We start from the raw sequence: 26,138 nt of genomic DNA on the forward strand, positions 1-26,138 counted from the left end.
CGGTGGCGGGCGAGCACGCGGGGAGGCCCGCCCGCCCACAGCCTCACACCTCGACCCGCAGCTCCTTCAGGCCCCTGATGACGTAGCCCGGGTTCCACTCGGGCTCGGCAGCCAGTCGCAGTCCGGGTGCCTTGCGCAGCAGCTCACCGAAGGAGGCGGCCAGCTCGACCCGGGCGAGCGGGGCGCCCAGGCAGAAGTGGATGCCGGCGCCGAAGGTGATGTGCGGGTTGTCCCGCCGGGCGAGGTCCAGGGTGTCCGGGGCCGCGAAGCGAGCGGGGTCCCGGTTGGCGGAGCCGAAGAGCAGCGCCACCTCGGAGCCCCGTGGGATGACCGTGCCGTCGATCTCGATGTCGTCCAGGACCCAGCGCTCGAACATCTGGAGGGGGGTGTCGTACCGCATCAGTTCTTCCAGCGCCGTGGGCAGGAGCCCGTGATCGGCGCGGAGGGCGGCCAGTTGCCCGGGGTGGCGCAGCAGCGTCCACCAGCCGTTGACCGTGGTGTTGACGGTCGCCTCGTGCCCGGCGTTCAGGAGGAGGACGCAGGTGGAGACCATCTCCTGCTCGGTCAGCCGCTCGCCCTCGTCGTGGGCGGCGACGAGGGCGGAGATGAGGTCGGTACCCGGGTGCGCGCGTCGCTCGGCGATCAGCTCGCGCAGATACGCGGAGAATTCGAGGGAGGCGCGGACGGCGGCGCGGGCGGTGTCCTCGGACGGGTTGAGCTCGAACATCCCGCAGATCGCCGCGGACCACGGCCGCAGCGGGGCCCGGTCCGACTCCGGGATACCGAGCATCTCGGCGATCACGGCGACGGGCAGCGGCTCGGCGACGGCCGCCAGCAGGTCGCCTCCGCCCTGCTCGACGAAGTCGTCCACGAGTCCGGCGGCCAGCCGCTGGACGGTGGGGACGAGCTGTTCGACGGTGCGCGGGGTGAACGCCTTGGACACCAGACGCCTGATGCGGGTGTGGTCCGGCGGTTCGAGGTCCAGCAGCCCTTGCCCGTTGAGGGTCTCGAACGGCTCGTGCTCCGGGGGCGGCGGCGTCCGGCCGAACTCCTCGTGCGTGAACCGGTGGAGGTAGGTGCGCCCCAGCCGCCGGTCACGCAGCAGGGCCGACACGTCGGCGTGGTGCGGGACGAGCCACTGGTCGGTGGCTTCGAAGTAGTGCGCCCGGCCGGTGGCCCGCAGCTCGGCGTAGGCGGGGTACGGGTCGGCGACGAACGCCGCCGACCAGGGGTCGAACGGGGCGGGGGAGGTACTGGGCTGTTCCATGGGCCGACGCTAGACCACGACGCTGAGGAAGGAGTGCTGAGGAAGGGGTGCTTTCGAAGGAGTGCTCAGGAAGGGGTGCTCAGGAAGGGGTGCTCAGGAAGGGGTGACCAGGCGGGCCTCGTAGGCGAAGACGGCGGCCTGGGTGCGGTCGCGGAGGCCGAGTTTGACGAGGATGCGGCTCACATGGGTCTTGATGGTCGACTCGGCGACGACCAGGTGCCCGGCGATCTCCGCGTTCGACAGGCCCTGGGCGATGAGGACGAGCACCTCCGTCTCGCGCTCGGTGAGGTCGCCGACCCGGGCCAGGGCCGGAGGGCGGGGAGCGGCGGCGAGTCTGGAGAACTCGGTGATCAGGCGCCGGGTCACGGTGGGGGCCAGCAGGGCCTCGCCGGCGGCGACCACACGTACGCCGTCGGCGAGCTGGCGGGCCGAGGCGTCCTTGAGGAGGAAGCCGGAGGCCCCCGCGCGCAGGGCCTGGTAGACGTATTCGTCGAGATCGAAGGTGGTGAGGACCAGGACCTTCGCGTCCTCGTCGGCGGTGACGATCTCGCGGGTCGCCTCGATGCCGTTGAGCTCCGGCATGCGGATGTCCATCAGCACCACGTCGGGGCGGAGCGCGGCGACCTGGGAGACGGCCTCGCGGCCGTTCACCGCCTCGCCGACGACCTCGATGCCCGGCATGGCGTTGAGCAGGACGGAGAAGCCCTCGCGGACCATCATCTGATCGTCGACGATCAGGACCCGGATCGGCGGGGCGGGGGGCTGCGTCGTCATACCTGCTCCTTGAAGGCACCGGGCGCACCCGGCTCCGTCCGCTGGGCCGGGATGAAGGCCGTGACCTCGTAACCGCCCTCCGCGGTGGCCTCGGCGGTCATCTCGCCGTTCAGCATCGCGACCCGTTCCCGCATCCCGGTGATGCCGTGACCGGCACCCGGCGACGGCTTCACCGGTGCGGTCGGCGGGCCGTTGACCACGCGCAGGCCCAGCCCGCCGAGGACGTAGCCGATCTCGACCCTGGCCGTGGCGCCCGGGGCGTGCCGCAGGCTGTTGCTGAGGGCTTCCTGGATGATCCGGTATGCCGACAGTTCGACGCCCTGGGGCAGTTCGCGGACCGCGCCGGTCACCGCCTTCTCGGTCACCAGGCCCGCGTCCCCGACGTTGGCGAGCAGCCGGTCGAGGTCGGCGAGGGTGGGCTGCGGCGCGTCCGGTGCCTCGTAGTCGTCGGCCCGGACGACGCCGAGGACCCGGCGCAGTTCGGTGAGCGCGGCCACGGCGTTCTCCCGGATCGTGACGAACGCCTGCTCCAGCTCCGGCGGCGGGTTCTCCACCCGGTACGGGGCCGCCTCGGCCTGGATGGCGACCACGGACATGTGGTGGGCGACCACGTCGTGGAGTTCGCGGGCGATCGTGGTGCGCTCCTCCAGCAGCGTGCGCCGGTCGCGCTCGACGGCGGTGACGGTGCGCTGCACGGTGACCTCGCGCTGCGCCTCCCGCCGGACCTGGACCATGCTCACCAGGAGCAGCGCGAATGCCGAGACGACCGTCATGCCCGCGGTGTTCGGCCCGCCGGCCCCGCCGGTGACGACGCCCTCCACGACGAGGCCGAGCAGCAGCGTGAGTGCCCACATCCAGGCGGCGGTGCGCGGCCGGGTCCTGGCCGCGACGACGAACAGCACCACCAGGTGGGAGATGAACACGCTCGGCGCCCACGGTTCGTAGCCGCCTACCACCACGTTCACCGGTACCTGGGCCATCGACATCCAGAACGCCCCGACCGGCCTGATCAGCGTCATCGCCACACAGACGGCGGGCAGCAGCCCGGACAGCAGGACGCCGGCGTTGCCGGTCACGGTGAACCCCGCCATGAAGGTGATCAGCGCGGCGCCCAGCACGGCCGCGTGCGGGGTCCACGCGGCCAGTGCCGCGAGGCGCTCCGGCAACCGCCCGGTCAGGGAGCCGTCCGTGCGCATCGGTGCCATCGGCCGGTAGGCGAAGGCGTCCTCGAAGAGGTCGTCCCAGAGGTCGTTCATCGCACGCGCGGCGAACAAAAGCTCGGGGCTTCTGGTCTTGGTCTCGGTCACGCTTCCACGGTAGGCGGGGCGGCGGACCGGGTCGTCAGCAGTGATGCGGATTCCCGGCCGTCCGTCGCAAGTACTACGCGCGCCCGCCGCGACGCCCTACCAGGCGAGCTGGGCGATCTCCTCCGCGACCACCGCGCACGCGTCGGCGGCGGGGTCGATCAAGGGGAAGTGGCCGACGTCCGGCAGCAGGGTCAGTCCCACCGTCTCGCCCTCCTTCGCCGCCGCGTCCACGAACGCCTCGGAGACGGCCGCCGGGACCGTGAGGTCCGTCGTGCCCTGGACGACCACGGTCGCGATGCCCGTGGGCAGCAGCCGCGACGGGTCCGCGTGCGCGCTCCGCTCGGCGAAGTCCGCCGCGGGCCCCAGGAGCTGCCCGATCGCCCCCGAGCACACGTCGAGCGCGACCGCCGAGCCGAAGTCCGCGATCGGTGCCAGCGCCACCACGCCCCGCAGTGCGGGCGGCCTCGGGAGCCGCCACGGGGACCCCTCCGGCAGTACGTGCCGGGCGGCGGCCCACAGGGCCAACTGCCCTCCCGCCGAGTGCCCGGTGACCACGATCCGGCGGGCGTCCGCGGCCGGCAGCTCCCGCGCCAGCAGCTCCGGCAGCGCGTCCATCGCGGCGGCCACGTCGTCGAAGGTCTCCGGCCAGCGCCCCGCGACCGGGCCGGTCCCGCGCTGCTGCGGAAGCTCGCTGCCGCGCCGGTACTCCACACTGGCCACGGCGAACCCGCGCCGCGCCAGGTAGTCCGCGAACGGCGACACATGCGCCCGGTCGTAAGGAGCCCGCCACGCGCCGCCGTGCAGCACGACCACGACCGGTGCGCCGGTGCGGCCCCCGCGCGGGGCGTAGAAGTCGACGATCTGGTCGGGATGGCCGCCGTAGGAGGCGGACGCGTCGGGGGCGACGGCCGGATGCGAGAACGCCGACTCGGTCTCGGCGGCGTCCCGCTCGCGCGCGGCAGAGTCCGACATCCTGCTCCCACCCTCCCTGTCGTCCGGCCCAACTGGCCTGACCTGCGGGGACGGTACCAGTACGGCGAACGGCCGCGCGCACCGGGAATCGGCGCCCCGGGACTCCGCGCGGGCCGGCCCCGGCACGACGGCCGGCCCGCACCACGGCGCCGTCCGGTGACCGGGGCGAGCCGGTCACCGGACGGATGCGGCAGCCTACGCCGCCGGAGCGCCCAGAACCTCCGCGAGCACCCGCGCCGCGCGTTCCGCGTCCGCGAACCCCACGTACAGCGGTGTGAAACCGAACCGCAGCACGTCGGGCCGGCGCAGATCCCCGACGACCCCGCGCGCGATCAGCTCGGCCATCACGGGCTCCGCGTCGTCGCACCGCAGCGCGACCTGGCTGCCCCGTTCCGCGTGGGCGGCCGGGGTGACCGAGGCGACCCGGCCCTCGGGGGCATACGCCTCGACGCACTCCAGGAAGAAGTCCGTCAGGGCCAGCGACTTGGCCCGGACCGCCTCGATCCCGACCCCGTCCCAGACGTCCAGGGACGCCTCCAGGGTCAGCATGGACAGGATGTCGGGCGTACCGACCCGGCCCCGCACCGCACCGTCCGCCGGGGTGTAACCGGGCGTCATCGCGAACGGGTCGGCATGCGACGTCCACCCCGGAAGGGGCGAGTCGAAGGACGCCTGGTGGCGCTCGGCGACGTAGAGGTAGGCGGGCGAGCCGGGGCCGCCGTTGAGGTACTTGTACGTGCAGCCGACCGCGAGGTCCACGCCGTGCTCGTCCAGGCCGACCGGGAGCGCCCCCGCGCTGTGGCACAGGTCCCAGACGGCGATCGCGCCCGCTGCCCGCACCGCGGCGGTCAGCCCCGGCAGGTCGTGCAGCCGGCCCGAGCGGTAGTCGACGTGGTTGAGCAGGACGGCGGCGGTCCGCGGACCGAGCGCGTCCGGCACGTCCGAGGGTGCGACCGGCACGATCCGGTGGCCGGTCATCCGGGCCGCCGAGGCGGCGATGTAGCCGTCGGTGGGGAACGTCCGCGCGTCGACCAGGATCTCGTCGCGGCCCGCCGGTGCCAGCCGGGTCGCGGCGACGAGGGCCTTGAAGACGTTCACGCTGGTCGAGTCGCCGACGACGATCTGGCCGGCCGCCGCGCCGACGATCGGGGCGATGCGGTCGCCGATCCGTTCCGGCGCCGTCCACCAGCCGCTCTCGCCCCAGGACCGGATGCGCAGCTCGCCCCACTCGCGGGTGAGGACCTCCTGCACCCGGGCGGGCACGTGGCGCGGCAGCGCGCCGAGCGAATTGCCGTCCAGGTAGACGGTCTCGTCGAGGGTGAACAGCTCGCGCAGCGGCGCGAGGGGATCGGAGGTGTCGAGCGCCTGCGCGCGCTCTCGCAGGTCAGACATGGCTGCGGGCCGTCCAGAGCTCGGGGAACACGTTCTTCGTGGCGCGCTTCTCCAGCCAGGCCACGCCGGCCGAGCCGCCGGTGCCGGTCTTGGAGCCCATGGCCCGCCGGGTCGCGAGGAGATGGTCGTTGCGCCATCGCCACACCAGCTCGCCCACATCGGTGAGCACCTCGCCGAGGCGGACCAGCTCGTCGTTCTGGTCCGGGTTGGCGTAGATCTCCGCCCAGACGGCCTCGACCTCGGGCGACGGCTCGTACTTCTGGGTCAGGTCCCGGCCGAGCACGGCCTCCGGGATCGCGTGCCCGCGCCGGGCGAGCAGGGCGAGGGCCTCGTCGTACAGGCCGGGTTCCGCGAGGGCCTTCTCCAGTTCCGCGTGGACGCGGGGCGCGCCCCGGTGCGGCACCAGCATGGACGCGGACTTGTCGCCGAGCAGGAACTCCATTCGCCGGTACATCGCCGACTGGAAACCGGAGCCCTCGCCGAGCGAGGACCGGTAGGAGTTGAACTGGGCGGGGGTGAGCTGGGCGAGCGGTGTCCAGGAGGCGTTCAGGGCCTCCAGCTCGCGCAGCGAACGCTTCAGCGCGTCCTGCGCGACGTCCAGGCGGTCCTCGCGCATCGCGTGCGCGGCGGTCTCCCACTCATGGACGATGACGGTGAACCACAGCTCCATGACCTGGGTGGTGACCAGGAAGACCATCTCGCCGGGATCGTCCGAGCGGAGGTGCTGGAGGTGGGTCAGGACATCCGCCTGGACATAGTCCTCGTACGGAGTCGTGCCCGCGAAGTCGAGGTGCGGGGTCGCCGCACCGGTGGCTTCGGGGTCGGGGTGAATCGTCGACATCGCTGTCTCCTCGACACGAGCTTCCGGGTAGCGGTCCGCCCCTTCCCTGCGGAAGTGGAGCCCCGGTCCCCTGTTCGCATACTAAACGCCTGCTCCGGACACGCGCAGGCCCCGCAGCCGCGGATGCGGAGCTGCGGGGCCTGCGGTGCGGCGTCGGCTATCCGAGGGTCTCGGCGGCGGTCGGCGAGGAATCGCGCAGGAACGTCGAGCAGCGCTCGTACTCCTCCTGCTCGCCGATGGCCTGCGCGGCCCGGGCGAGGGCGTGCAGGGCGCGGAGGAAGCCACGGTTCGGCTCGTGCTCGAACGGCACGGGGCCGTGGCCCTTCCAGCCGGCCCGGCGCAGCGCGTCGAGGCCGCGGTGGTAGCCGGTGCGGGCGTAGGCGTACGACTCGATGACCCGGCCGCCCTCGAACGCCTCGTCGGCGAGCTGCGCCCAGGCCAGCGAGGAGGTCGGGTACTTCGCGGCGACGTCGGCGGGGGCCGTGCCGGCGGCGAGCAGTTCGCGCGGCTCCGGGTCGTCGGGCAGGTGGGTCGGGGGCGGGCCCCCGAGCAGGTTCTCGTGGATCGACATGCTCCCAGTGTGCCTGGCACGGGCCCGCCGAGGACCCGGTGGGCACGAATCCCGCCCGGTCGGTGCGGCTTCGGGGCCGCCGCGGCCGTCAGCCCGCGGTGTCCGGCGGCCCGGTCTCCGGTTCGGGCTCCAGGGGCGGGCTGGTGACGCCGCAGTGGACCGCGCACTCGGGCCGCGCGGTGTCGTCCACGGGGGCGGGGGTGCGCACGGTCGCCCAGGCGATCAGCGCGCCGAGCACCAGCAGTCCGGCGCACATCGGCATCGCCCGCCGGAACGTCGCGGCGAACTCCCCGGCGTCCCGGTACGCCTCCGGCCCCATGCCGGCGAGCAGCGGCAGCGCGGCCACCGCGATGAGGCCGGCGGCGCGTGCGGCGGCGTTGTTGATGCCGCTGGCGAGCCCGGCCCGGCCCGTCTCCACGGAGGCCAGGACGGTCGCGGTGAGGGGCGCCACGACGGTGACGAGACCGGCGCCCAGGACGGCGACGGCGGGCAGTACGTCGGTCAGGTAGCCCGTGACGGAGTTCGAGCCCGGTCCCACGCGCAGCATCAGCAGCATGCCGGCGGCGGCGATCAGCGGCCCGACGGTGAGCGGTACGCGCGGCCCGATGCGCTGGCCCAGCTCACCCGAGGCGGCCGAGAACAGCAGCATCAGGAGGGTGGTCGGCAGCAGCGCGGTGCCGGCGCCCAGCGCCGAGTACCCGGCGACGACCTGGAGCTGGATCGCGGACAGGAAGAAGTAGCCGCCGAGCGCCGCGTACACGCACAGGGTGACGACGTTGACGGCGGTGAACTGGCGGGACGCGAACACCGAGGGCGGCAGCATCGGGTGGGCCCGCCGCCGTTCGAGCTGGACGAAGGCGGCGCCGAGGAGCACCCCGCCCGCCGCCGACCCGATCACGGCCGGGGAGGCGCCCTGCCCCGGCGCGTCGATCAGCGCGTACGTCACCAGGGCCAGCGCGACCGCGCCGAGGGCGGCACCCGCGACATCGAACCGCCCCTGGGCCTCCGGGTCCCGGGACTCCGGTACGTGGCGCAGCGCGACCGGCACGCAGACGGCGGCGAGCGGCAGGTTGAGCAGGAACACCCAGCGCCAGCCCGGCCCGTCGACGAGCCAGCCGCCCAGGAACGGCCCCACGGCCGCGCCGACCCCGCCGAACCCGGACCACAGCCCCACCGCGCGGGCCCGGTCGTCGGGATGGAAGCTCGCCTGGATCAGGGCCAGCGAGCCGGGTGTCAGCAGAGCGCCGCCGACCCCTTGGAGAGCGCGGGCGGCGATGAGTACGGGGGCGTTCGGGGCGAGGCCGCAGACCAGCGAGGCGGCGGCGAACCAGATGACGCCGACCACGAAGACCCGCCGCCGCCCGTAGCGGTCGCCGAGCGCCCCGCCCAGCAGGATCAGCCCCGCCAGGGTCAGCATGTAGGCGTTGACGGTCCACTGGAGCGCGGCCAGGTCGGTGCCCAGGTCGTCGCCGATGCGGGGCAGGGCGACGTTGATGACGGTGGAGTCGAGCATGGCCATGCTCGACCCGAGCACCGTCGTCAGGACGACCCACCGCCCGACGGGCGAGGCCACCCGGATCGCGGGCCCGTCCGCCTCACTCTTCTCCATGGCCTCAGCATCGTCGGCACCCGGCCGAAAGGCCACCGGGAAGACCACCGGAAAGACCTTGCCCGGCCGTTCCGTCGTCCGCCCGGAGCCCGGCGGACGACGCGAACGGCCGGACAGGGCCCGGCCCTCAGACGTCGGCCCGTACCGCCTCGACACCCCGGATCAGCGCGTCGAGCCCGGCCTCGACCTTGCTCCGCGCGCACCCCACGTTCAGCCGGACGAAGCCCTCGGCCCCGTACGTACTGCCCGGCATCACCGCGACGCGCTCCCGCTCGATCAGGACGCGCTGCAACGCCTCGTCGTCCTGGACGCCCGCGCGCCGCAGATCGATCCAGGCCAGGTACCCGGCCTGCGGCGGCTCCCACTCCAGGGCGGGGAACGCGGCGTTCAGCCGCTCGGCGACCAGGGCCAGGTTCTCCGCGACGTACGCGCGCACCGCGTCCAGCCAGGGCCCACCCTTCCGGTACGCGGCGATGTGCGCGGTCAGCGAGAGCACCGCCGGTGAGGCGAGGCCCTCCGCCGTCTCCATCCGGCGCAGGTACTCGGCCCGGTCCTCCGGCCGCCCGATCAGTCCGTACGAACCGGTCAGCGCGGGAAAGTTGAACGACTTCGAGGCCGAGCTGATCACCGCCCAGCGTGCGTCGCCGCCCACCCGGGTCCACGGCACGTGCGGACGTCCGTCGTGCACGAAGTCCGCGTGGATCTCGTCGCTGATCACGGCCACGCCATGGCGTGCGGCGAGCTCGGCCATCCCGGCGAGCTCCGCCTCCGTCCACACCCGTCCGGACGGGTTGTGCGGGGAGCAGACCACGAGGACCTTGCTGTCCGGCCGCGCGAGCTCCCGCTCCAGCGCGTCCGTGTCCCCCAGTGGTACGCCCCGCAGCTCCCGCCCGAGTCCGTGGACCGCCTTGCGGAAGCCGTCGTACGTGGGCGTGTGCAGGACCACCCCGTCGCCCTCCGCCGTCCACATCTGGAGCAGCTGCGAGAACTGGCTGAGCACGGACGGCCCGTAGACCAGGCTCCCGGTGTCGATCGCGGTGCCGTACCGCGTCGCGTACCAGTGGGCGACGGCCGACCGGAAGTCGCCCAGCCGCCAGTCCGTGTAGCCGAGGACGCCGTGTTCGAGCCGGGCCCGCAGCGCGGCCAGCACCTCGGGGGCGGTCTCGAAGTCCATGTCGGAGATGGTGAACGGCAGCAGCCCGTCCACGCCGAAGCGGTCCGCGACCCCGTCCCACTGGACGCACCAGGTGCCGCGGCGGTCGATCACGGTGTCGAAGTCGTAGGACGTACTCACAGCTGTTCCCTCGGGTCGTGCGTGACGGGTCCGGACATGCCGTGGGCCCGACACCCCGAGGGGTGACGGGCCCACGCCACACATCCGTGCCGGATTACTTCAGCTTGGTGCCGGTGGAGCGCAGGGCGGCGCACGCCTCCGTGACGCGCTTGGCCATGCCGCCCTCGGCAGACTTGCCCCAGCTGCGCGGGTCGTAGACCTTCTTGTTGCCGACCTCGCCGTCGACCTTCAGCACACCGTCGTAGTTGCGGAACACGTGGTCCACGATCGGGCGGGTGAAGGCGTACTGGGTGTCGGTGTCGAGGTTCATCTTCACGACGCCGTTCTCCAGCGCGGTGGTGATCTCCTCGACGGTGGAGCCGGAGCCGCCGTGGAAGACGAAGTCGAACGGCGACGTCTTGCCGTACTTGGCGCCGACGCCCTCCTGGAGGTCCTTGAGGAGCTCCGGGCGCAGGACGACGTTGCCCGGCTTGTAGACGCCGTGCACGTTGCCGAACGAGGCGGCCAGCAGGTAACGGCCCTTCTCGCCCAGGCCCAGCGCCTCGGCGGTGCGGAGCGCGTCGTCCACGGTCGTGTAGAGCTCGTCGTTGATCTCGTGGGTGACGCCGTCCTCCTCGCCACCGGTCGGGGTGATCTCGACCTCAAGGATGATCTTGGCGGCGGCGGCCTTGGCCAGCAGCTCCTGGCCGATGGCCAGGTTGTCGGCCAGCGTCTCGGCCGAGCCGTCCCACATGTGCGACTGGAACAGCGGGTTCAGGCCCTTGGCGACGCGCTCGGCGGAGATGTCGAGCAGCGGCCGGACGTAGCCGTCCAGCTTGTCCTTGGGGCAGTGGTCGGTGTGCAGCGCGACGGTGACGTCGTACTTGGCGGCGACGATGTGCGCGAACTCGGCGAGGGCGACGGCGCCCGTGACCATGTCCTTGTTGTACTGGCCGCCCAGGAACTCCGCGCCGCCGGTCGAGATCTGCACGATGCCGTCGCTCTCGGCCTCCGCGAAGCCGCGCAGGGCGGCGTGCAGGGTCTGGGTCGACGTCACGTTGATGGCCGGGTAGGCGAACTTGCCTGCCTTCGCCCGGTCGAGCATCTCGGCGTATGCCTCGGGGGTTGCGATGGGCATCTGTCCGCTCCTTGGGATGTGCGGGTGTGCGTTGCTGGGTCCCTGACCTGGGGGCGACGTCATCGTCGCCCCCATCTTCCCAGACTCTGGTCCCGGCTCCACCCGGCGGTGCCTCCCAGCCCGGGCGACTCCCGCGCGCAGGCGTACGCCGAAGGGTGGTCGGTTTCACGTGAAACCGACCGCCTTCGGGCAAACTGCCAGGTCAGGCGAGGCCGAGGTCCGGGACCGTGTACACGTGGACGTACGGGAGGCCCGCCTCGGCGATGGCCGGAGCGGCACCGCGCTCGACGATCACCGCCACCGCCACGACCTCGCCGCCGGCCTCGCGCACGGCCTCGACGGCGGTCAGCGGCGAGCCGCCGGTGGTCGAGGTGTCCTCGACGACGAGGCAGCGACGGCCCTTCACGTCCGCGCCCTCGATCCGGCGCTGCATCCCGTGGGCCTTCTGCGCCTTGCGGACGACAAAGGCGTCCAGCTCCTGGCCACGGGCCGCGGAGGCGTGCAGCATCGACGTGGCGACCGGGTCGGCGCCGAGCGTCAGACCGCCCACGCAGTCGTAGTCCAGCTCGGCCGTCGCGTCGAGCATGACCTGACCGACCATCGGGGCGGCCTTGCCGTCCAGCGTGATGCGGCGCAGATCGATGTACCAGTCGGCTTCCAGGCCGGAGGAGAGCGTCACCTTGCCGTGAACCACGGCCTTGTCCTTGATCTGCTGGAGCAGCTCAGCACGTACGTCAGTCATGGCTACGAGGATAAGGCGCGCGTTTTCCGCGACGGCCCGCCCGAGCCCGCCCGAGTGCCAAGCCCGCCCGAGCCCGGAGCCCGCCCGCCGGCGCCCCGCGCTCAGAGCCGGCGCCAGCTCCAGGTGGTGGCGATCTCCAGCGGCTCGATCGGGGTGACGTAGCGCGGGTCGGTGTTCAGCCCGTTCGGCGGACCCGACTGCGGCTCCACACAGACCGCCTCGTCCTGTTCGTCGTAGATCACGACCCACTCGGACCGGCTCTTCACCGTCAGCTCCAGCCGCTCCGGCCAGGTGAGGGTGACGTCGACACCGTCCGGCATCCCGAAGCAGTCGTCCCACGGGCCGGGCCGGGGCGGAATCCGGCGGCCGGTCGGCAGGTGGTTCTCGCCGCGCTCCTCCTGCCAGGCGGCGTCGAAGTCGATGCGGACCTCCTCACCGGTGTCGAGGCGGCGGCGGAACCACGGGTGCCAGCCCGCCTGGGCCGGAAAGGAGTCCCCGTACGTCTCGATGCCGAAGGCCAACGTGAGGGAGTCCTCGGCCAGTTCGAAGGTCTGGGTCACCCGGCCCGGGTACGGCCAGGGGTCGGCCAGGTCGTAATAGAACGACGCCTGCGTCCCGCTCTCCAGGGCGGTGTGCCACGCCGTGTCGCGGCCGGTGCCGTGAATGGCGTGCGGCGGAGCCGTCAGCGGCAACTGGTGGAGGACGCCGCCGTCGCGGAACTGCCCGTTCTCGGTCCGCCCGCACCACGGCACCATCGGGAAGCAGCCGTACCGCTCCCCCTGCCTCAGCAGTTCGGTACGGCCGATCCGCAGGCTGCTGATACGGCAGCCGTTGGCGGGGTTCACGGTCAACTCTGTGTCGCCGACGGAGAGCCGGACGTCCTTCTCGCTACTGCTCACGGAACGACCCTACTGGCGCCGCTACCTCCGGCGCCGCAACGCCCGGCTGACGACCACCGCCGAGGCGAGGGCCAGCGCCGCCGCCGGGGCGACCCAGCGCAGCGCCGCACCCGCCCCGCCCGGATCCGGCGAGGGGACGGGGGCGTAGCGGCCGCGCGGCGGGGCGTGGTCGACCTCCTCCGCACTGCGCCCGATCATGGTGCGCCGGGCATGCGCGGCCTCGGCCGGAGGCCCGTCCGGCACGGTGAACTCGATCCCGGCGACCGGGTCCAGCGACGACGGCGGAATCGGCGCGTCGAACAGGGACTCCCCGTCCCGCGACTCGTCCCGCGACCCGTCCCGCGACGGCTCCCCGTCCTGTTCCGCACCCCGCTCCCCCGGCTGGTCCGCACCCGGCGCCTCGTCGGGGGCCGCCTCGTGCGTCGGCAGCGACTCGTCGGCGCCGCTCACGGGACCGGAGCCGCTGAGCGGGGAGCCGGCCGAGGGCTCGGGGCCGCTCTGGTCCGCCTCCTCGGCGGCCTCTTCGAGCGCCTTCTCCACGGCCTCCCCGACCGCCAGCTCATCGGCGACGGCCTCGGCGGCACCGGGTGTCTCCGGCGTACCGGCAAAAGCCCCGTCGGCCGGGGCACCACCGCCGGACGTCCCGTCCCCCGGAACCCCGTCGCCGGCGGCCCCGCCGCCCCACGCCTCGTCGGCCGCGCCCTCGCCCTGAGCCGCCAGCGACTCCGTCACGAGCTGCTGGACGAACCGGTCGAGCAGGCGGTGCGCCGTCGACAGCGCCGCCGCCGGCTCCAGGTCCCGGAGGCGGCCGTCGCCGCTCGCCCCGCCCTCGAAGGCGATCGACGTGCCCTCGTCGCCCTCCGCCAGCCGGAGGGTCAGCGACAGCTGCGCCGAACCGCCGCCCCGGGCCTCCACGCCCTCGCCCTCCACCAGGACCGCGTGCACGGAGTCCACGTCCGGGTCGCCCGGCAACGGCGTGAGCCGCAGCGTGCCCCGGTACGTGATGGTGTGGCCGCCGGCCCGGATTCTGAGCCGGCCCGCCAGGGGGCCCGCCGACGCGTCGGCGTCCTGCTGGAACCCCGGTACGCACCGGGCGACCCGGACGGGGTCGCCCAGCGTCCGCCGCAGGGCCGGGACCGGAACCGGAACGAACACCTCATGCTCCATGGTGAACGAGCCTACTCAGCCCCGGCCGTCCCGTCAGCGCTTCCGCACCCGTGACCGCCCCCGCACCCGTGACCGCGGCCACCGCGACCAGCCGCCGCCGCACTCACCGCCCCTCCCAGTAGCGCGGGTGCACCAGCGTCGACGGCGCGAGGCCGGACAGCCGCCCGGCCTCCGCCCTGCGCCCCGCGTCCAGCAGCTCCGGCACGCTCAGGGAGCGCAGGGCCGGTGCGTCCGGGGCCAGGCCGAGCGTGGGCGTCGCGCCCGTCCCGGCCAGCAGGAAGCCCCAGCCGTGTTCCGCGTCCGCGTCGCCGCCCGCCCGGTCGGGGCCGGCCGCGAAGCCCGACTGGCGCCCGCTGATCCGATAGGGGCGCGGACGCAGCCCGGCGGCCCGCATGGAGGCGTCGACCGTCCAGTAGGTGCGCGGCCGGCCGACGGGCGGTCCCGCGTGCACGGCGAGCCGTCCGTCCGGTGCGAGGGCCTCGGCAACCAGGCCGTAGAACTCCGCCGAGTACAGCTTCGTGCCGTCGGAGATCCCGGGGTCGGGGAGGTCGGAGATCACCACGTCGTAGCGGCTGCGGGCGGTCCGCAGCCAGGTGAACGCGTCGCCGGTCACCGTCGTCACGCGGGGATCGTCCAGCGCGTGCGCGTTCAGCGCGGAGAGCGCCGGGTCCGTACGGGCCAGTCGGGTGACGGTGGGGTCCAGCTCCACCAGGGTCACGCTCCGCACGTCCGGATAGCGCAGCACCTCCCGCGCCGCCAGCCCGTCCCCGCCGCCCAGGATCAGGACCCGGGCGTGCGCCCCGTTCATCGCCGGGTGCACCAGCGCCTCGTGGTACCGGTACTCGTCGCGGGAGCTGACCCGCAGCCGCCCGTCCAGATAGAGGTCCAGGGAGCTGCGGCCGGCCCCGGTCAGCACGACCTCCTGCACATCGGTCCGTACGGCGACCCGCACCTGGTCCCCGTACACCGCGCGCCGCGCCGCCCGCTCGAAGTCGTCGGCCAGCAGCGCGGCCGTGGCCAGCACGGCGATCACCGTGACGTTGGCGGCGATCAGCAGCCACCGCGCCCTGGGGGTCACGTCCCGCCGGAAGACCCACAGCACCAATGCCCCGCCCGCCGCCGCGTTCACCGCACCGGTCAGCAGGGCGCCGGTGAGCTGGCCGAGCATCGGCAGCAGCAGGAACGGAAAGGCGAGGCCGCCGACGAGCGCGCCCACGTAGTCCGCCGCGAACAGGTCGGCGACGGCGCCGTCAGCGTCCTGCCGGTCCACCCGCTGGATCAGCGTCATCAGCAGGGGGATCTCCGCGCCGATCAGGATGCCGATCGTCAGCGAGAACCCGACCAGCGCGTACCTCGACTCGCCGAACCAGGCGAACGACGCGTAGAGCACCAGCGCCGAGAAGCCGCCCACCAGGGCGAGCGCCGCCTCGATCAGCCCGAAGCCCACCGCCGCCCGGCTGCGTAAACGTTTCGCGAGCAGCGAGCCGATCCCCATCGCGAACACCATCACGGAGAGCACGACGGATGCCTGGGTGACCGAATCGCCGATCAAGTAGGAGGCCAGCGCCACCAGTTCGAGCTCGTACACCAGTCCGCAGGCGGCACAGACGAAGACGGCGGCCAGCACGAGGTACCGGCCGGTCCTCGGACGGACGGGAAGCCGCGCCGCGCCCCCTCGCAGCGACACCTGCTGGTCGATCATGCCGCGAACGCTACGTCACCGATCGCCTGCCGCCTGTCACCCACAAGGGTGTAACTGGCGCACCTGCGGCGCGGCAGGTGTGCGTCACAGCGCCACCGCGGGTGTCCGCACGCCCACCCGGGTCCGCGTCACGACGAGCTGGCCCTCCTGCGGGTACGCGTGCCAGGTGCGCCACCGCACCTGGCCCTCGGTCCGCTGGGCGAGCATGGCGGTGAAGGCGTGCGGGCTGCCCGGAAACGTTCCGGCCAGGCCGTGCGGGTGGTCGGCGACGAGCGCCAGCAACTCCTGCGCGCGCCCGGCGAAGGAGCCCGCGTTCAGCGTCTCCACGCGGGCCGCGAACTCGTACTCCCAGCCGCCGATCCGCTTGGCGACGCCCAGCGGCAGCGGGGTGCTGCTGCCGGGCATACAGGCGACGGTCTCGGAACAGCTGCCCTGCTCCTCCTCCAGGAGCACCTGGTGGGAGGCGCCGAGCAGCCGCAGCTGCATGGTGGCGCCGGCGAGTTCGAGGTCGAGGACGGCCAGCGCCGGGAGCGGTTCGCGCCCCAGCGCCCAGGCCAGATCGGCGGCACGGGTATCGGAATAGGCCGTATGAAGGGTCGTGAGCATGGGTCGGCTCCGCAAACACGCATGGACACATGGACAGGGGACGCCCCCGCGTCGTGCGCGTGGGAGGTGGGAAGCGCCCGATCAGGTCCAACTGGGGTCCGAGGGCTGGATGTTCTCTCCACCGAGGGAATCACGAACCACGGTGCACTCACAGCGTTTTTGCCCAACTTGCCGGGGTTTCCATCCCCCTCGGGGGGCCATCCGCTCACCTGTTCACCGCAGACCCGCGGGAATCCCCAACAAAAAGGAGCCCGGCGGGACTTGGCGCGTGCACCGCGCGTCCCGCCGGGCCCCGGGGCGTGTTCGCGAACCCGCCCTCGCGGACCAACTGCCCCGTGTCAGCTGCCTCCGCCGCATCCGCCGCCGCCTCCGCCGCAGGAGGAACCCCCGCCGCACGAGGACCCCCCGCCGCAGGAGTGGCCGCCCGAGTGCCCACCGCTGCCGCAGGACGAGCCGCCGCCGCTGTCCCCGGCCCACCAGCTGCCCCCGGCGGCCGAGCCGCCCGCCGTGCCCCGCCGCCCGCTGCGCGCCGGCGCACGCCCCCGGCCGCCGGCCCCCGCCAGCATCGCGACGAGACCCGCGACCAGCACGATCAGAATCACCCCGACCAGCACACCGCCCATGACCTCACGTCCTTCCGTCCCCCGAAGCGAGACCCCCCGCTCCGCGCCCTTCCGGCGTGCAGGGGAGATGCCCCCGGCGCCGTACGGCCAAAGCAGACTTGAGCAAGTCCAGAGCTTGCGCGCAGGATGGCGGCCATGACACACGGACGACCGCTGCTCAACCGCCGCCTCGCCGAGTTCGGCACGACGATCTTCGCGGAGATGTCCGCGCTGGCCGTCCGCACCGGAGCCATCAACCTCGGCCAGGGCTTCCCGGACACCGACGGCCCCGAGGAAGTCCGCGAGGCCGCGGTGCGCGCCCTGCGGGAGGGCAAGGGCAACCAGTACCCGCCCGGCCCCGGCGTCCCCGAGCTGCGCACCGCGATCACCGGCCACCAGCAGCGGCGCTACGGCCTCGGGTACGACCCGGACACGGAGGTGCTGGTCACCGCAGGCGCCACCGAGGCCATCGCCGCCTCGCTCCTGGCGCTCCTGGAGCCCGGTGACGAGGTCATCGCGCTGGAGCCGTACTACGACTCGTACGCCGCCTGCGTCGCGATGGCGGGCGCGACGCGCGTTCCCGTCACGCTGCGGCCCGACACCTCGGCGGGCACCTACCGGCTGGATCTCGACGAACTGCGCGCGGCGGTCACCCGGCGTACCCGGCTGCTGCTGATCAACACCCCGCACAACCCCACCGGCACGGTCCTCAGCCGCGAGGAACTGCACGCGATCGCGGAGCTCGCCTGCGAGCACGACCTGCTCGTCGTCACCGACGAGGTCTACGAGCACCTGGTCTTCGAGGGCGAACACCTGCCGCTGGCCGGCTTCCCCGGCATGCGCGACCGCACGGTCACCATCTCCTCGGCCGGCAAGACGTTCTCGTACACCGGCTGGAAGATCGGCTGGGTCACCGGCAGCGCCGAGCTGGTGACGGCGGTGCGCTCAGCAAAGCAGTATCTGACGTACGTCTCCGGCGGCCCCCTCCAGTACGCCGTCGCCGAGGCGCTGCGGCTGCCCGACGGCTTCTACGAGGACCTGCGCGCGGACCTGCGCGCCAAGCGGGACCTGCTGTGCGCGGGCCTCGCCGAGGCCGGATTCGCGGTCTACCGCCCGGCCGGCACCTACTTCGTCACCACGGACATCCGCCCGCTCGACGCGACCGGCGACGGCATCGCGTTCTGCCGGGCACTGCCCGAGCGCTGCGGCGTGGTGGCCGTCCCCAACGCCGTCTTCTACGACCACCGCGACCAGGGCGCGCCCTTCGTCCGCTTCACCTTCTGCAAACGAACGGACGTGCTCCAGGAGGCCGTTTCCCGGCTGAAGCAGCTCTGACACGTCAAGAGGCCCGGCGCGAGTTCCCCCGGCCGGGCCTCTTCATGCGCGCGGAGAGGACTCAGGCGTCCGGAGCGGACTGCTCCGTGCCGTCCTCGGCCTTCTGCTCGGCCGGGGCCAGGCCCAGGCGCTCCAGCAGCCACTTGTCGAACTCGATGGAGGCGCGCACCCAGCTGACCGTCGAGGAGACGAAGTGCTCCAGGGAGACACCGGTGCCGATGAGCATCTGCGCCTCACCGATCAGGCGGACCGAGGGGCCGGCCTCCTCGCCCTCCTCGGGCTCGTGGGTGTGCGTGTAGACCTTGGGCCACAGGGTGCGGCGGTTCCAGTCGTCGATCGCGTCGAGGAGGACCGGGCGCTGGTCCGTGGCGTGCGGGCGGTCGTAGAACGTACGGACCGAGAAGACCTGCTGCTCGCCCTCGCCGCGGAACATGAAGTACGTGCGGAATTCCTCCCACGGCGCGGCGAGGTCGCCCTCGTCGTCGACGACGTACTTCAGCTCCATCTGGTCCAGCAGCTGCTTGACGAGGTCCTGGTCAGGGACGACGGGGCCCTCCGGTCCTGCCGCCTGCGGTTCGGGCTGAGCCCCGAAGTTAGGAATCGAGGACGGATCGATGCTCACCGTTACTTCCCTTCGTGCGGTTGGCTGCCATCCTCTCTTATGCCGGGCGGGGCATGGCAAGCCCGGAAGGCCCCGATCCGCCACGAGCTGATATTCAGCCGGTGGGGAACGGGGCCGGGGCGTTCCGATTACGCCGTACGGGTTCCGTTTACGGCGCCGGCGGCCTGTCTCAGCTCGCCGCGCCGACGATCAGGCCGTCCTCGAAGCGGTCCACGCGGACCGTGTCGCCGTCCTTGATCTCGCCCGCCAGGATCTCCTTGGCGAGCCGGTCGCCGATGGCCGTCTGGATGAGGCGGCGCAGCGGCCGGGCGCCGTACGCCGGGTCGTTGCCCTCCTCGGCCAGCCAGGCCAGGGCCTCCGGGGTGACGTCCAGGGTGAGCCGCCGGTCGGCCAGGCGCTTGGCGAGCCGGTCGATCTGGAGGCCCGCGATGTGCGCCAGCTCGTCGCCGGACAGCGCGGAGAAGACCACGAGGTCGTCCAGCCGGTTCAGGAACTCCGGCTTGAAGGAGGCTCGGACGACGTCCAGGACCTGGCTCTTCTTCTCCTCCGGTTTGGTCAGCGGATCGGTCAGGAACTGGCTGCCGAGGTTGGACGTCAGGATGAGGATGGTGTTCCGGAAGTCCACCGTCCGGCCCTGCCCGTCGGTGAGCCGGCCGTCGTCCAGGACCTGGAGCAGGATGTCGAAGACCTCGGGGTGGGCCTTCTCGACCTCGTCCAGCAGGACGACGGTGTACGGGCGGCGGCGGACCGCCTCGGTGAGCTGGCCGCCCTCCTCGTAACCGACGTAACCGGGCGGGGCGCCGACCAGGCGGGCGACGCTGTGCTTCTCGCTGTACTCGCTCATGTCGATGCGGACCATGGCCCGCTCGTCGTCGAAGAGGAAGTCCGCGAGAGCCTTCGCCAGCTCGGTCTTGCCGACCCCGGTCGGGCCGAGGAACAGGAACGAGCCGGTCGGGCGGTCGGGGTCGGCGATGCCGGCCCGGGTGCGGCGCACCGCGTCCGAGACGGCCTGCACGGCCTCGGTCTGCCCGATCAGGCGCTTGCCCAGCTCTGATTCCATGCGCAGCAGCTTCTGCGTCTCGCCCTCCAGGAGGCGGCCGGCCGGGATGCCGGTCCAGGCGCCCACGACATCGGCGATGTCGTCCGGCCCGACCTCTTCCTTGACCAGGGTCTCCTTGGGCTCGCGGGCGGCCTCCTGCTCGGCCTCGTCGGCCTCGGCCAGCTCGCGTTCCAGGCCGGGGATCTCCCCGTACAGCAGCTTCGACGCGGTGTCGAAGTCTCCGTCGCGCTGGGCGCGTTCGGCCTGGCCGCGCAGGTCGTCCAGGCGCTCCTTCAGCTCACCGACCCGGTTGAGGCCCTGCTTCTCCTTCTCCCAGCGGGCGTTCAGTCCGCGCAGCTCCTCCTCCTTGTCGGCGAGGTCGCGGCGCAGCTTCTCCAGGCGCTGCTTGGAGGCGGCGTCGGTCTCGTTCCTGAGGGCCAGCTCCTCCATGTGCAGGCGGTCCACGGAGCGCTGGAGCTCGTCGATCTCGACGGGCGAGGAGTCGATCTCCATGCGCAGCCGGGAGGCCGCCTCGTCCACGAGGTCGATGGCCTTGTCGGGCAGGAAGCGGGAGGTGATGTAGCGGTCGGACAGGGTCGCGGCGGCGACCAGGGACGCGTCCGCGATCTGGACCTTGTGGTGGGCCTCGTACCGCCCCTTGAGGCCGCGGAGGATCGCGATGGTGTCCTCGACGGACGGCTCGGCGACCAGCACCTGCTGGAAGCGCCGCTCCAGGGCCGGGTCCTTCTCGATCCGCTCGCGGTACTCGTCCAGCGTGGTCGCGCCGACCATCCGCAGCTCGCCGCGGGCCAGCATCGGCTTGAGCATGTTGCCCGCGTCCATCGCGGAGTCGCCGCCGGCGCCCGCGCCCACGACGGTGTGCAGCTCGTCGATGAACGTGATGATCTGGCCGTCGCTCTCCTTGATCTCGGAGAGGACGGTCTTCAGGCGCTCCTCGAACTCGCCGCGGTACTTCGCGCCCGCGACCATCGCCCCCAGGTCGAGCGAGACGAGCCGTTTGTCCTTGAGGGATTCGGGAACGTCGCCCTTCACGATGCGCTGGGCGAGCCCTTCGACCACGGCGGTCTTGCCGACCCCCGGCTCACCGATGAGCACCGGGTTGTTCTTGGTGCGCCGCGAGAGCACCTGGACGACGCGGCGGATCTCCTGGTCCCGGCCGATGACCGGGTCGAGCTTGCCCTCGCGCGCGGCGGCGGTGAAGTCCGTGCCGAATTTCTCCAGGGCCTTGTACTGGCCCTCCGGGTCGGGAGTGGTCACCCGGCGCCCTCCCCTGCTCTTCTCGAACGCGTCCAGCAGCTTCTTCGCACTGGCCCCCTGCCCGTCGAGGATCTCACCGGCCCGGCCGCCCTTCGCGGCGATCCCGATCAGCAGGTGCTCGGTGGAGACGTAGTCGTCGCCCAGCTCCTTGGCGCGCTGCGCGGCGTCCGCGATGACGGCCAGCAGCTCGCGGTTGGGCTGGGGCGGTGCGACGGTCGACCCGGTCACGCTGGGCTGCGCGGCCAGCAGCCGTTCCGTCTCGGTGCGTACGGCGATCTGGTCGGCCTCGACGGCGGCCAGCAGATCGACCAGGTTCTCGTTGTCCTCGCCCGCGAGCAGCGCCAGCAGCAGATGCCCCGGGGTCAGATCGGGGTGCCCGTCCTTCACGGCCCTGCTGGTGGCCGCGTTGATGGCGTCCCGGCTCCTGTTGGTCAGCTCGGCGTCCACGTGCGCTGTCTCCTCCTTGCGATGACGAGTCCGTTCTCACTACTGACACGATCAACGTGCACAAAGTTGAGTCTATTCCACTCAAGGTCGCGCACGCCCAGAGTTGAGCGCATTCCACTCAAGGCGAAATCGGGCCCTGGCCCCTCCTCCGAGTGAAGCGGCCACCCCTCGTACCCGCCACCGCAGCGCACATGGCCCCGCATACGCTGGGGCCATGGCAGTCGACGTACACCAGCCGAGCCCCGAGTACCTCGCGTTCTGGCGCGAGAGCCACGTGTGCACGCTCACCACGCCCCGCCCCGACGGCACGCCGCACGTGGTCCCGGTGTGCGTGACGTACGACCCCGAGGCCGGCCTCGCCCGGGTCATCACCAACAAGCACAGCCGCAAGGTGGCCAACATCCTGGCCGCGGGCCCGGAGGGCGCCCGCGTCGCGGCGTGCCAGGTGCACCGCCGCCGCTGGGCGACCCTGGAGGGCGTGGCCCGGATCAGCACGGACCCGGAGCGCGTCGCGGAGGCCGTACGCCGCCACACGGAGCGCTACGACCGGGTGCCGTCGCCCAACCCGGACCGGGTCGTCATCGAGATCACCCTGGACCGGGCGCTCGGCCGCGGCTGAACCCGCCGCCCGGCGGGAAAGCACAACGGCGCCACCGTGTTCAGGTCACGGTGGCGCCGTTGTGTGGGGGAAGTGACTGAGCGACGTGGAACGACGGGGGATCGCTCAGGCACTGTGGGGGGTGGCGGCAATGGTTTCGGGCTCGAACAGCTGATGGTCACGCTGTGCGAGGTTCACAAAGATCATGTCGTACCGGATGGCACAGCGCACCGGCTGCGGCGCGCCCCTCGGCTTGCGCAGGCAACGGTAGGCACGGACCTCACCGTCGTCCTCGCGGGCGACGACGACCGGGTCGCCGAACAGAGTGACCATCAACGAGTCACCACGGTGGGGCAGCGCCGTGACGAGATCGATGAAATGCCACCCTGACCGGTAGGCGGTCGCCATCTCACGCCGGAAGGTCCGGTCGTCCGGGGGGGTGGTCATGTCAGGCGCCCACGGTCGACACGGTGTCCGCTCCGGCGGGCGCGACGGTCCAGCCGATGTCCGACTTGGCAGGCGAGACAGTCCAGCCGATGTCCGCGGCAGAGGCGGCGCTGGTGCTGACCTGCTCAAAGCCGCTGCCGCCCAGCAAGCCTATGCCCAGGGCCGCAACGAACGATGCGGCAAGCGCCGAGCGAAGCATTCGCTTATACATAGTCGGCTTCGTCCTCACTTGTGGATTCCTCTCCCCCGCATCAAAACGATGTCTCACGGGGGCACGCGCGCACCACTGAGGAGATGCATCATGTTCCTGTATGTTCATGAACCTGGGGGGTGAAGATATGGCCACAATGAACGCGAAACCGGCACATCCTCATGGGATCACCGAACTCTGCCAGGCCGGGGAGCACCTTTACGCCAGCGCGTTGCGCCTGGGACGCATAGCGCGGGCGGACATCGGCCCCGCGCCCTGCCTCGTGGATTTCGCTCTGCTTCACCCCGACCCCGATGACCCGTCATGGCTCCGCCCAGTCCCGCCTTCGGTCGCGCTGGCCCAGCACCTTCAGCCTCTGGAACGGGAGATCCTCGAGCGCCGCAGGCATACGGTCCAGCTGACCGAGTCATTCGAGCCATTCATGGACATCAGCACGCAGGGCCCTCCCGTCACCCACGCGATCACCGTGCTGGAGGGCGTCAACCGGATCAACGCCGCACTCGACCAAGCCACGGCAGAGTGCCGCACGGAAGTTCTCACAGTCCAACCCGGTGGCGGACGCATCGAGGACCGCCTCAGCAAGTCGCTGGACCGCGGCCTCTCGGTGGTTCAGCGAGGTGTCCGGATGCGCACCCTCTACCAGCACACCGTGCGGCACAGCCCCAGCACACTCGCGTACGCGGAGCGCATGGCGGACAGCGACGTGGAGATCCGGACACTCGAGGAGCTCATCGAGCGTCTGATCGTGTTCGACCGGACGGTGGCCTTCATCCCTGCCCAGGACGACCGCCAAGTCGCCCTGGAACTGCGCCATCCCGGACTCGTCGAGTATCTGGCCAACGTGTTCGAGCAGCTCTGGACGAGGGCGGCTCCCTTGCGGGAGGAGATCAGATACGAACCGACCCGCCTGGGGATCAGCGGTGTCCAACGTTCCATAGCCCAACTGCTCGTCGAGGGTCATGTCGACGACTCGATCGCGCGGCGTCTGGGAATGAACGTGCGCACCTGCCGGGCCCATGTCGCCAAGCTCGCCGCCGCGCTCGGCAGCACCAGCCGCGCCCAACTCGGCTATCTGATCGCCCGGTCAGGAATCCTGGACCAGGATTCCTGACCGGTCGGCCCCAAAGATCCCCACCCCCCGGGCCGGGCGGGCGGGCCACGCAACGGGGGAGAGCATGGCCACGCCCTTGATCAGCCGGGGGAGTTCCCGGCTCCCCCGACACCTCCACACTGACCCGGGAACTAGGCTGACACCACCGTCATCTTGCTGCATTGCCAAAAGTGGGGGGTCACGAATGGGCAAGGACGAGGGCATATCGCACCAGGCGCACGGTGCTCTGGAACTGTGCGACGCCGGCGTCGGGACGTACACCGAAGCACTCAGAGTCGGCCGGCTGCCCCGCTCCGCTCTCGAACCCGCCCCATGCCTCATCGAGTTGGCCCTTGTCCACCCCGACCCCCAGGACGATGGCTGGATCCGGCCGGTGCCTCCGTCCGCGGCACTCGCCCATCTGCTCCAACCCGTCACGCGGGAGATCCACGAGCGCCTACGGCTCTCCGCCGCTCTGGCCGACTCCCTGGCGCCCCTGGCCTCCGTCGCCAGCACCGACCCGAACCTCGCCATCACCGTCCTCGAAGGCATCCCGCTCATCGAGGCGGCCATCCAGAACGCCACGGACGGCGCACGGAACGAGGCCCTGACCCTGCAGCCCAGCGGCACCCGGCCCGTGGACCAGCTCAAGAAGGCACTGAGCCGAGGGCTGTCCATGGCCGAACGCGGCGTGACACTGCGCCACATCTATCAGCACCCGGCCCGCTACAGCCCGGCCATCAAGACCTATCTGGACGACATGCCGTCGGCCGCCCTCCAGGTGCGCACCATCGAGCAGACGGTCGAGCGCCTTTTCGTCTTCGACCGCACCGTCGCCTTCATCCCGGCCAGCCCCAAACGCGACGTCGCCCTGGAGATCCGCCACCCCGCACTCGTCCGCTACCTGATCCAGGTGTACGAGGTGCTGTGGGCCCAGGCCAAACCGCTGACCTCCCCCCTCCAGGCGCCCGCGCACGACACCCCGATCACCGCCACTCAGCTGAGCATCGCCCGCCTCCTCATCGAGGGGAACACCGACCAGGTCGTGGCCCGCAAGCTGGCGATCAGCGTCCGCACCTGCCGCGCCCACATCGCCAAACTCATGCACACCCTCAACGCCACCAGCCGCACCCACCTCGGCGCCCTCCTCATCCAGTCCGGCGTCATGGAACCGACTCGGTGACGGCATCCCACAAACACAGCCATGACGCGGACGAACTGTGCGACGCGGCAGTGGACCTCTATGCACAGGCCCTGGCACAGGGCCGCATATCCCGGTCCGCCGCCGAGGAAGTCCCTTGCCTGGCGGCCGAGCACGCCCTGCTCACCGCCGACCCCCGCGACGACGCGTGGCTGCGCCCCGTACCGCCCACCGCGGCCCTGGCTCGGCTGCTGCATCCGCTGGCCCGGGAGATCCTGGACCAGGTGCGCACCGCTGACCGCCTCGGCAGGACCCTGGGCGCACTGAGCGCGCTCGCCCACGAGCCCCCGGATCTCGCCATCAGGGTCGTCGCCGGGCAGTCCTCCATCCAGGCGGCCATCGACGCTGCCTTGCGCGAGGCGAACGACGAAGTCCTCACCGCCCAGCCCGGCAGCACCCGCTCACCGGAGATCATCCGGGTGGCCCTGGCCAGCACGCTGCCAATCGTCAAGCGGAACGTCCGGCTGCGCCACATCTACCAGCACTCGGCGCGTTACGGCCCTGTACTCAAGGGGTATCTGGCCCAACTGCCCGGCAACCTCCTCCAGGTCCGCACGACGGAGCGCGCGATCGACCGCCTGATGATCTTCGACCGCAAGGTCGCGTACCTCCCGGCCAACCCCGACCGCAGCGCCGCCCTGGAGATCCGCCATCCTGCCCTCGTGCTCTACCTGGCGCAGCTGTACGACGTGCTCTGGGCCCTCTCCACACCCTTGGACGCCCCCCTCCCCACCGCGCTCCCCGGCGCCCCCGTCACCGCCGTCCAGCAGAGCGTCGCCCGCCTCCTGGCCGACGGCTGCACCGACCAGGCCGCCGCCGAGAAACTCGGCATCAGCGTCCGCACCTGCCGCGCCCACATCGCCAAACTCATGCACGCCCTCAACGCCACCAGCCGCACCCACCTCGGCGCCCTCCTCATCCAGTCCGGCGTCGTGGAAGGCCCCGCCGGCCCCGTGCCACCGGAATACGCGAAACGGCCCGCCACGCCGGGGGAACCGGGGTGACGGG

The 26,138-nt window shown here is 72.1% G+C and carries 25 protein-coding genes; 5 read left to right on the top strand and 20 right to left on the bottom strand.

Going from position 1 to position 26,138, the window contains the following annotated elements; genetic code table 11:
- Nucleotides 1–43 precede the first annotated feature (43 nt).
- From ACFUJY_RS01365 to ACFUJY_RS01440, 16 genes are all read right to left on the bottom strand, one after another.
- On the bottom strand, nt 44–1,267 hold the full coding sequence (locus ACFUJY_RS01365; protein WP_383292748.1) for a cytochrome P450: 1,224 nt from the start codon (nt 1,265–1,267) through the stop codon (nt 44–46).
- 93 nt (nt 1,268–1,360) lie between these two features.
- A complete protein-coding gene (locus ACFUJY_RS01370) occupies nt 1,361–2,041 on the bottom strand; it encodes a response regulator (RefSeq protein ID WP_383292751.1) in 681 nt (226 codons plus the stop codon).
- The gene (locus tag ACFUJY_RS01375) at nt 2,038–3,297 is read right to left on the bottom strand and encodes a sensor histidine kinase (protein WP_383293866.1); all 1,260 of its coding nucleotides are present in this window, start codon (nt 3,295–3,297) and stop codon (nt 2,038–2,040) included. Before ACFUJY_RS01375 ends, ACFUJY_RS01370 begins: the two co-directional genes overlap by 4 nt.
- 147 nt (nt 3,298–3,444) lie before the next feature.
- Nucleotides 3,445–4,320, bottom strand: a complete 876-nt coding sequence (locus tag ACFUJY_RS01380; RefSeq protein WP_383292754.1) for an alpha/beta hydrolase family protein — start codon at nt 4,318–4,320, stop codon at nt 3,445–3,447.
- A gap of 195 nt (nt 4,321–4,515) precedes the next feature.
- A complete protein-coding gene (gene kynU, locus ACFUJY_RS01385; RefSeq protein WP_383292757.1) occupies nt 4,516–5,712 on the bottom strand; it encodes a kynureninase in 1,197 nt (398 codons plus the stop codon).
- Nucleotides 5,705–6,553 carry a tryptophan 2,3-dioxygenase family protein gene (locus tag ACFUJY_RS01390; protein ID WP_383292760.1) on the bottom strand — a complete coding sequence of 283 codons (849 nt, stop codon included), beginning with the start codon at nt 6,551–6,553 and terminating at the stop codon, nt 5,705–5,707. The genes kynU and ACFUJY_RS01390 overlap by 8 nt, the downstream gene beginning before the upstream one ends.
- A gap of 157 nt (nt 6,554–6,710) precedes the next feature.
- The gene (locus ACFUJY_RS01395; protein ID WP_073966474.1) at nt 6,711–7,124 is read right to left on the bottom strand and encodes a DUF3151 domain-containing protein; all 414 of its coding nucleotides are present in this window, start codon (nt 7,122–7,124) and stop codon (nt 6,711–6,713) included.
- A gap of 88 nt (nt 7,125–7,212) precedes the next feature.
- On the bottom strand, nt 7,213–8,733 hold the full coding sequence (locus tag ACFUJY_RS01400) for an MFS transporter (protein WP_383292763.1): 1,521 nt from the start codon (nt 8,731–8,733) through the stop codon (nt 7,213–7,215).
- 127 nt (nt 8,734–8,860) lie between these two features.
- Entirely contained in the window at nt 8,861–10,027 is a 1,167-nt protein-coding gene (locus tag ACFUJY_RS01405) for a MalY/PatB family protein (RefSeq protein ID WP_383292766.1), read from the bottom strand.
- A 94-nt stretch (nt 10,028–10,121) separates the two neighbouring features.
- Nucleotides 10,122–11,144, bottom strand: a complete 1,023-nt coding sequence (fbaA, locus tag ACFUJY_RS01410) for a class II fructose-bisphosphate aldolase (RefSeq protein WP_383292769.1) — start codon at nt 11,142–11,144, stop codon at nt 10,122–10,124.
- 202 nt (nt 11,145–11,346) lie between these two features.
- Nucleotides 11,347–11,886 carry an orotate phosphoribosyltransferase gene (pyrE, locus tag ACFUJY_RS01415; RefSeq protein ID WP_383292772.1) on the bottom strand — a complete coding sequence of 180 codons (540 nt, stop codon included), beginning with the start codon at nt 11,884–11,886 and terminating at the stop codon, nt 11,347–11,349.
- Nucleotides 11,887–11,987: 101 nt separating this feature from the next.
- Nucleotides 11,988–12,785 carry an aldose 1-epimerase gene (locus ACFUJY_RS01420; protein ID WP_383292775.1) on the bottom strand — a complete coding sequence of 266 codons (798 nt, stop codon included), beginning with the start codon at nt 12,783–12,785 and terminating at the stop codon, nt 11,988–11,990.
- Between the two features lie 21 nt (nt 12,786–12,806).
- Nucleotides 12,807–13,940 (bottom strand): SRPBCC domain-containing protein, encoded by a 1,134-nt coding sequence (locus ACFUJY_RS01425; RefSeq protein ID WP_383293869.1) that lies wholly within the window; start codon nt 13,938–13,940, stop codon nt 12,807–12,809.
- Between the two features lie 115 nt (nt 13,941–14,055).
- Complete coding sequence (locus ACFUJY_RS01430; RefSeq protein ID WP_383292778.1) at nt 14,056–15,654, bottom strand: polyamine aminopropyltransferase; 1,599 nt, start codon at nt 15,652–15,654, stop codon at nt 14,056–14,058.
- An 84-nt stretch (nt 15,655–15,738) separates the two neighbouring features.
- Nucleotides 15,739–16,260, bottom strand: a complete 522-nt coding sequence (locus ACFUJY_RS01435; RefSeq protein WP_383292781.1) for a DUF2617 family protein — start codon at nt 16,258–16,260, stop codon at nt 15,739–15,741.
- Between the two features lie 338 nt (nt 16,261–16,598).
- Nucleotides 16,599–16,883, bottom strand: coding sequence for a hypothetical protein (locus ACFUJY_RS01440; protein ID WP_383292784.1), 285 nt, complete (start codon nt 16,881–16,883; stop codon nt 16,599–16,601).
- Nucleotides 16,884–17,018: 135 nt separating this feature from the next.
- Between ACFUJY_RS01440 and ACFUJY_RS01445 the strand changes: the two genes are divergently transcribed.
- Nucleotides 17,019–18,197, top strand: coding sequence for a pyridoxal phosphate-dependent aminotransferase (locus ACFUJY_RS01445; protein WP_383292787.1), 1,179 nt, complete (start codon nt 17,019–17,021; stop codon nt 18,195–18,197).
- A 61-nt stretch (nt 18,198–18,258) separates the two neighbouring features.
- Here the strand turns inward: ACFUJY_RS01445 and ACFUJY_RS01450 are convergent, their stop codons facing one another.
- The gene (locus tag ACFUJY_RS01450; protein WP_383292790.1) at nt 18,259–18,819 is read right to left on the bottom strand and encodes a YbjN domain-containing protein; all 561 of its coding nucleotides are present in this window, start codon (nt 18,817–18,819) and stop codon (nt 18,259–18,261) included.
- Nucleotides 18,820–18,988: 169 nt separating this feature from the next.
- The gene (clpB, locus tag ACFUJY_RS01455) at nt 18,989–21,583 is read right to left on the bottom strand and encodes an ATP-dependent chaperone ClpB (RefSeq protein ID WP_383292793.1); all 2,595 of its coding nucleotides are present in this window, start codon (nt 21,581–21,583) and stop codon (nt 18,989–18,991) included.
- A 214-nt stretch (nt 21,584–21,797) separates the two neighbouring features.
- On the opposite strand from clpB, the gene ACFUJY_RS01460 reads away from it, so the two are divergent.
- Nucleotides 21,798–22,202, top strand: a complete 405-nt coding sequence (locus ACFUJY_RS01460; RefSeq protein WP_383292796.1) for a pyridoxamine 5'-phosphate oxidase family protein — start codon at nt 21,798–21,800, stop codon at nt 22,200–22,202.
- A gap of 105 nt (nt 22,203–22,307) precedes the next feature.
- On the opposite strand, the gene ACFUJY_RS01465 is transcribed toward ACFUJY_RS01460, so the two are convergent.
- Nucleotides 22,308–22,628 carry a hypothetical protein gene (locus ACFUJY_RS01465; RefSeq protein WP_018102083.1) on the bottom strand — a complete coding sequence of 107 codons (321 nt, stop codon included), beginning with the start codon at nt 22,626–22,628 and terminating at the stop codon, nt 22,308–22,310.
- A gap of 1 nt (nt 22,629) precedes the next feature.
- Complete coding sequence (locus ACFUJY_RS01470) at nt 22,630–22,839, bottom strand: hypothetical protein (RefSeq protein WP_383292800.1); 210 nt, start codon at nt 22,837–22,839, stop codon at nt 22,630–22,632.
- 100 nt (nt 22,840–22,939) lie between these two features.
- Between ACFUJY_RS01470 and ACFUJY_RS01475 the strand changes: the two genes are divergently transcribed.
- The 3 genes from ACFUJY_RS01475 to ACFUJY_RS01485 all read left to right on the top strand — a co-directional run bounded on the left by ACFUJY_RS01475 (nt 22,940) and on the right by ACFUJY_RS01485 (nt 26,134).
- Nucleotides 22,940–23,950: a helix-turn-helix transcriptional regulator gene (locus tag ACFUJY_RS01475; RefSeq protein WP_383292803.1), complete on the top strand. Its 1,011-nt coding sequence runs from the start codon at nt 22,940–22,942 to the stop codon at nt 23,948–23,950.
- A 184-nt stretch (nt 23,951–24,134) separates the two neighbouring features.
- Nucleotides 24,135–25,112: a LuxR C-terminal-related transcriptional regulator gene (locus tag ACFUJY_RS01480; protein ID WP_383292806.1), complete on the top strand. Its 978-nt coding sequence runs from the start codon at nt 24,135–24,137 to the stop codon at nt 25,110–25,112.
- A complete protein-coding gene (locus ACFUJY_RS01485; RefSeq protein ID WP_383292809.1) occupies nt 25,109–26,134 on the top strand; it encodes a LuxR C-terminal-related transcriptional regulator in 1,026 nt (341 codons plus the stop codon). The genes ACFUJY_RS01480 and ACFUJY_RS01485 overlap by 4 nt, the downstream gene beginning before the upstream one ends.
- Nucleotides 26,135–26,138 lie beyond the last annotated feature (4 nt).

This window comes from Streptomyces sp. NPDC057249 (genome assembly GCF_042669245.1).
Taxonomy (GTDB): domain Bacteria; phylum Actinomycetota; class Actinomycetes; order Streptomycetales; family Streptomycetaceae; genus Streptomyces.

Excerpts from the sequence above, each read along its gene's own strand:
- ACFUJY_RS01365 (WP_383292748.1), bottom strand. The coding sequence starts at position 1,267 with ATGGAACAGCCCAGTACCTCCCCCGCCCCGTTCGACCCCTGGTCGGCG.
- ACFUJY_RS01370 (WP_383292751.1), bottom strand. The coding sequence starts at position 2,041 with ATGACGACGCAGCCCCCCGCCCCGCCGATCCGGGTCCTGATCGTCGAC.
- ACFUJY_RS01375 (WP_383293866.1), bottom strand. The coding sequence starts at position 3,297 with ATGAACGACCTCTGGGACGACCTCTTCGAGGACGCCTTCGCCTACCGG.
- ACFUJY_RS01380 (WP_383292754.1), bottom strand. The coding sequence starts at position 4,320 with ATGTCGGACTCTGCCGCGCGCGAGCGGGACGCCGCCGAGACCGAGTCG.
- kynU (WP_383292757.1), bottom strand. The coding sequence starts at position 5,712 with ATGTCTGACCTGCGAGAGCGCGCGCAGGCGCTCGACACCTCCGATCCC.
- ACFUJY_RS01390 (WP_383292760.1), bottom strand. The coding sequence starts at position 6,553 with ATGTCGACGATTCACCCCGACCCCGAAGCCACCGGTGCGGCGACCCCG.
- ACFUJY_RS01395 (WP_073966474.1), bottom strand. The coding sequence starts at position 7,124 with ATGTCGATCCACGAGAACCTGCTCGGGGGCCCGCCCCCGACCCACCTG.
- ACFUJY_RS01400 (WP_383292763.1), bottom strand. The coding sequence starts at position 8,733 with ATGGAGAAGAGTGAGGCGGACGGGCCCGCGATCCGGGTGGCCTCGCCC.
- fbaA (WP_383292769.1), bottom strand. The coding sequence starts at position 11,144 with ATGCCCATCGCAACCCCCGAGGCATACGCCGAGATGCTCGACCGGGCG.
- pyrE (WP_383292772.1), bottom strand. The coding sequence starts at position 11,886 with ATGACTGACGTACGTGCTGAGCTGCTCCAGCAGATCAAGGACAAGGCC.
- ACFUJY_RS01430 (WP_383292778.1), bottom strand. The coding sequence starts at position 15,654 with ATGATCGACCAGCAGGTGTCGCTGCGAGGGGGCGCGGCGCGGCTTCCC.
- ACFUJY_RS01435 (WP_383292781.1), bottom strand. The coding sequence starts at position 16,260 with ATGCTCACGACCCTTCATACGGCCTATTCCGATACCCGTGCCGCCGAT.
- ACFUJY_RS01440 (WP_383292784.1), bottom strand. The coding sequence starts at position 16,883 with ATGGGCGGTGTGCTGGTCGGGGTGATTCTGATCGTGCTGGTCGCGGGT.
- ACFUJY_RS01445 (WP_383292787.1), top strand. The coding sequence starts at position 17,019 with ATGACACACGGACGACCGCTGCTCAACCGCCGCCTCGCCGAGTTCGGC.
- ACFUJY_RS01460 (WP_383292796.1), top strand. The coding sequence starts at position 21,798 with ATGGCAGTCGACGTACACCAGCCGAGCCCCGAGTACCTCGCGTTCTGG.
- ACFUJY_RS01465 (WP_018102083.1), bottom strand. The coding sequence starts at position 22,628 with ATGACCACCCCCCCGGACGACCGGACCTTCCGGCGTGAGATGGCGACC.
- ACFUJY_RS01470 (WP_383292800.1), bottom strand. The coding sequence starts at position 22,839 with ATGTATAAGCGAATGCTTCGCTCGGCGCTTGCCGCATCGTTCGTTGCG.
- ACFUJY_RS01475 (WP_383292803.1), top strand. The coding sequence starts at position 22,940 with ATGTTCATGAACCTGGGGGGTGAAGATATGGCCACAATGAACGCGAAA.
- ACFUJY_RS01480 (WP_383292806.1), top strand. The coding sequence starts at position 24,135 with ATGGGCAAGGACGAGGGCATATCGCACCAGGCGCACGGTGCTCTGGAA.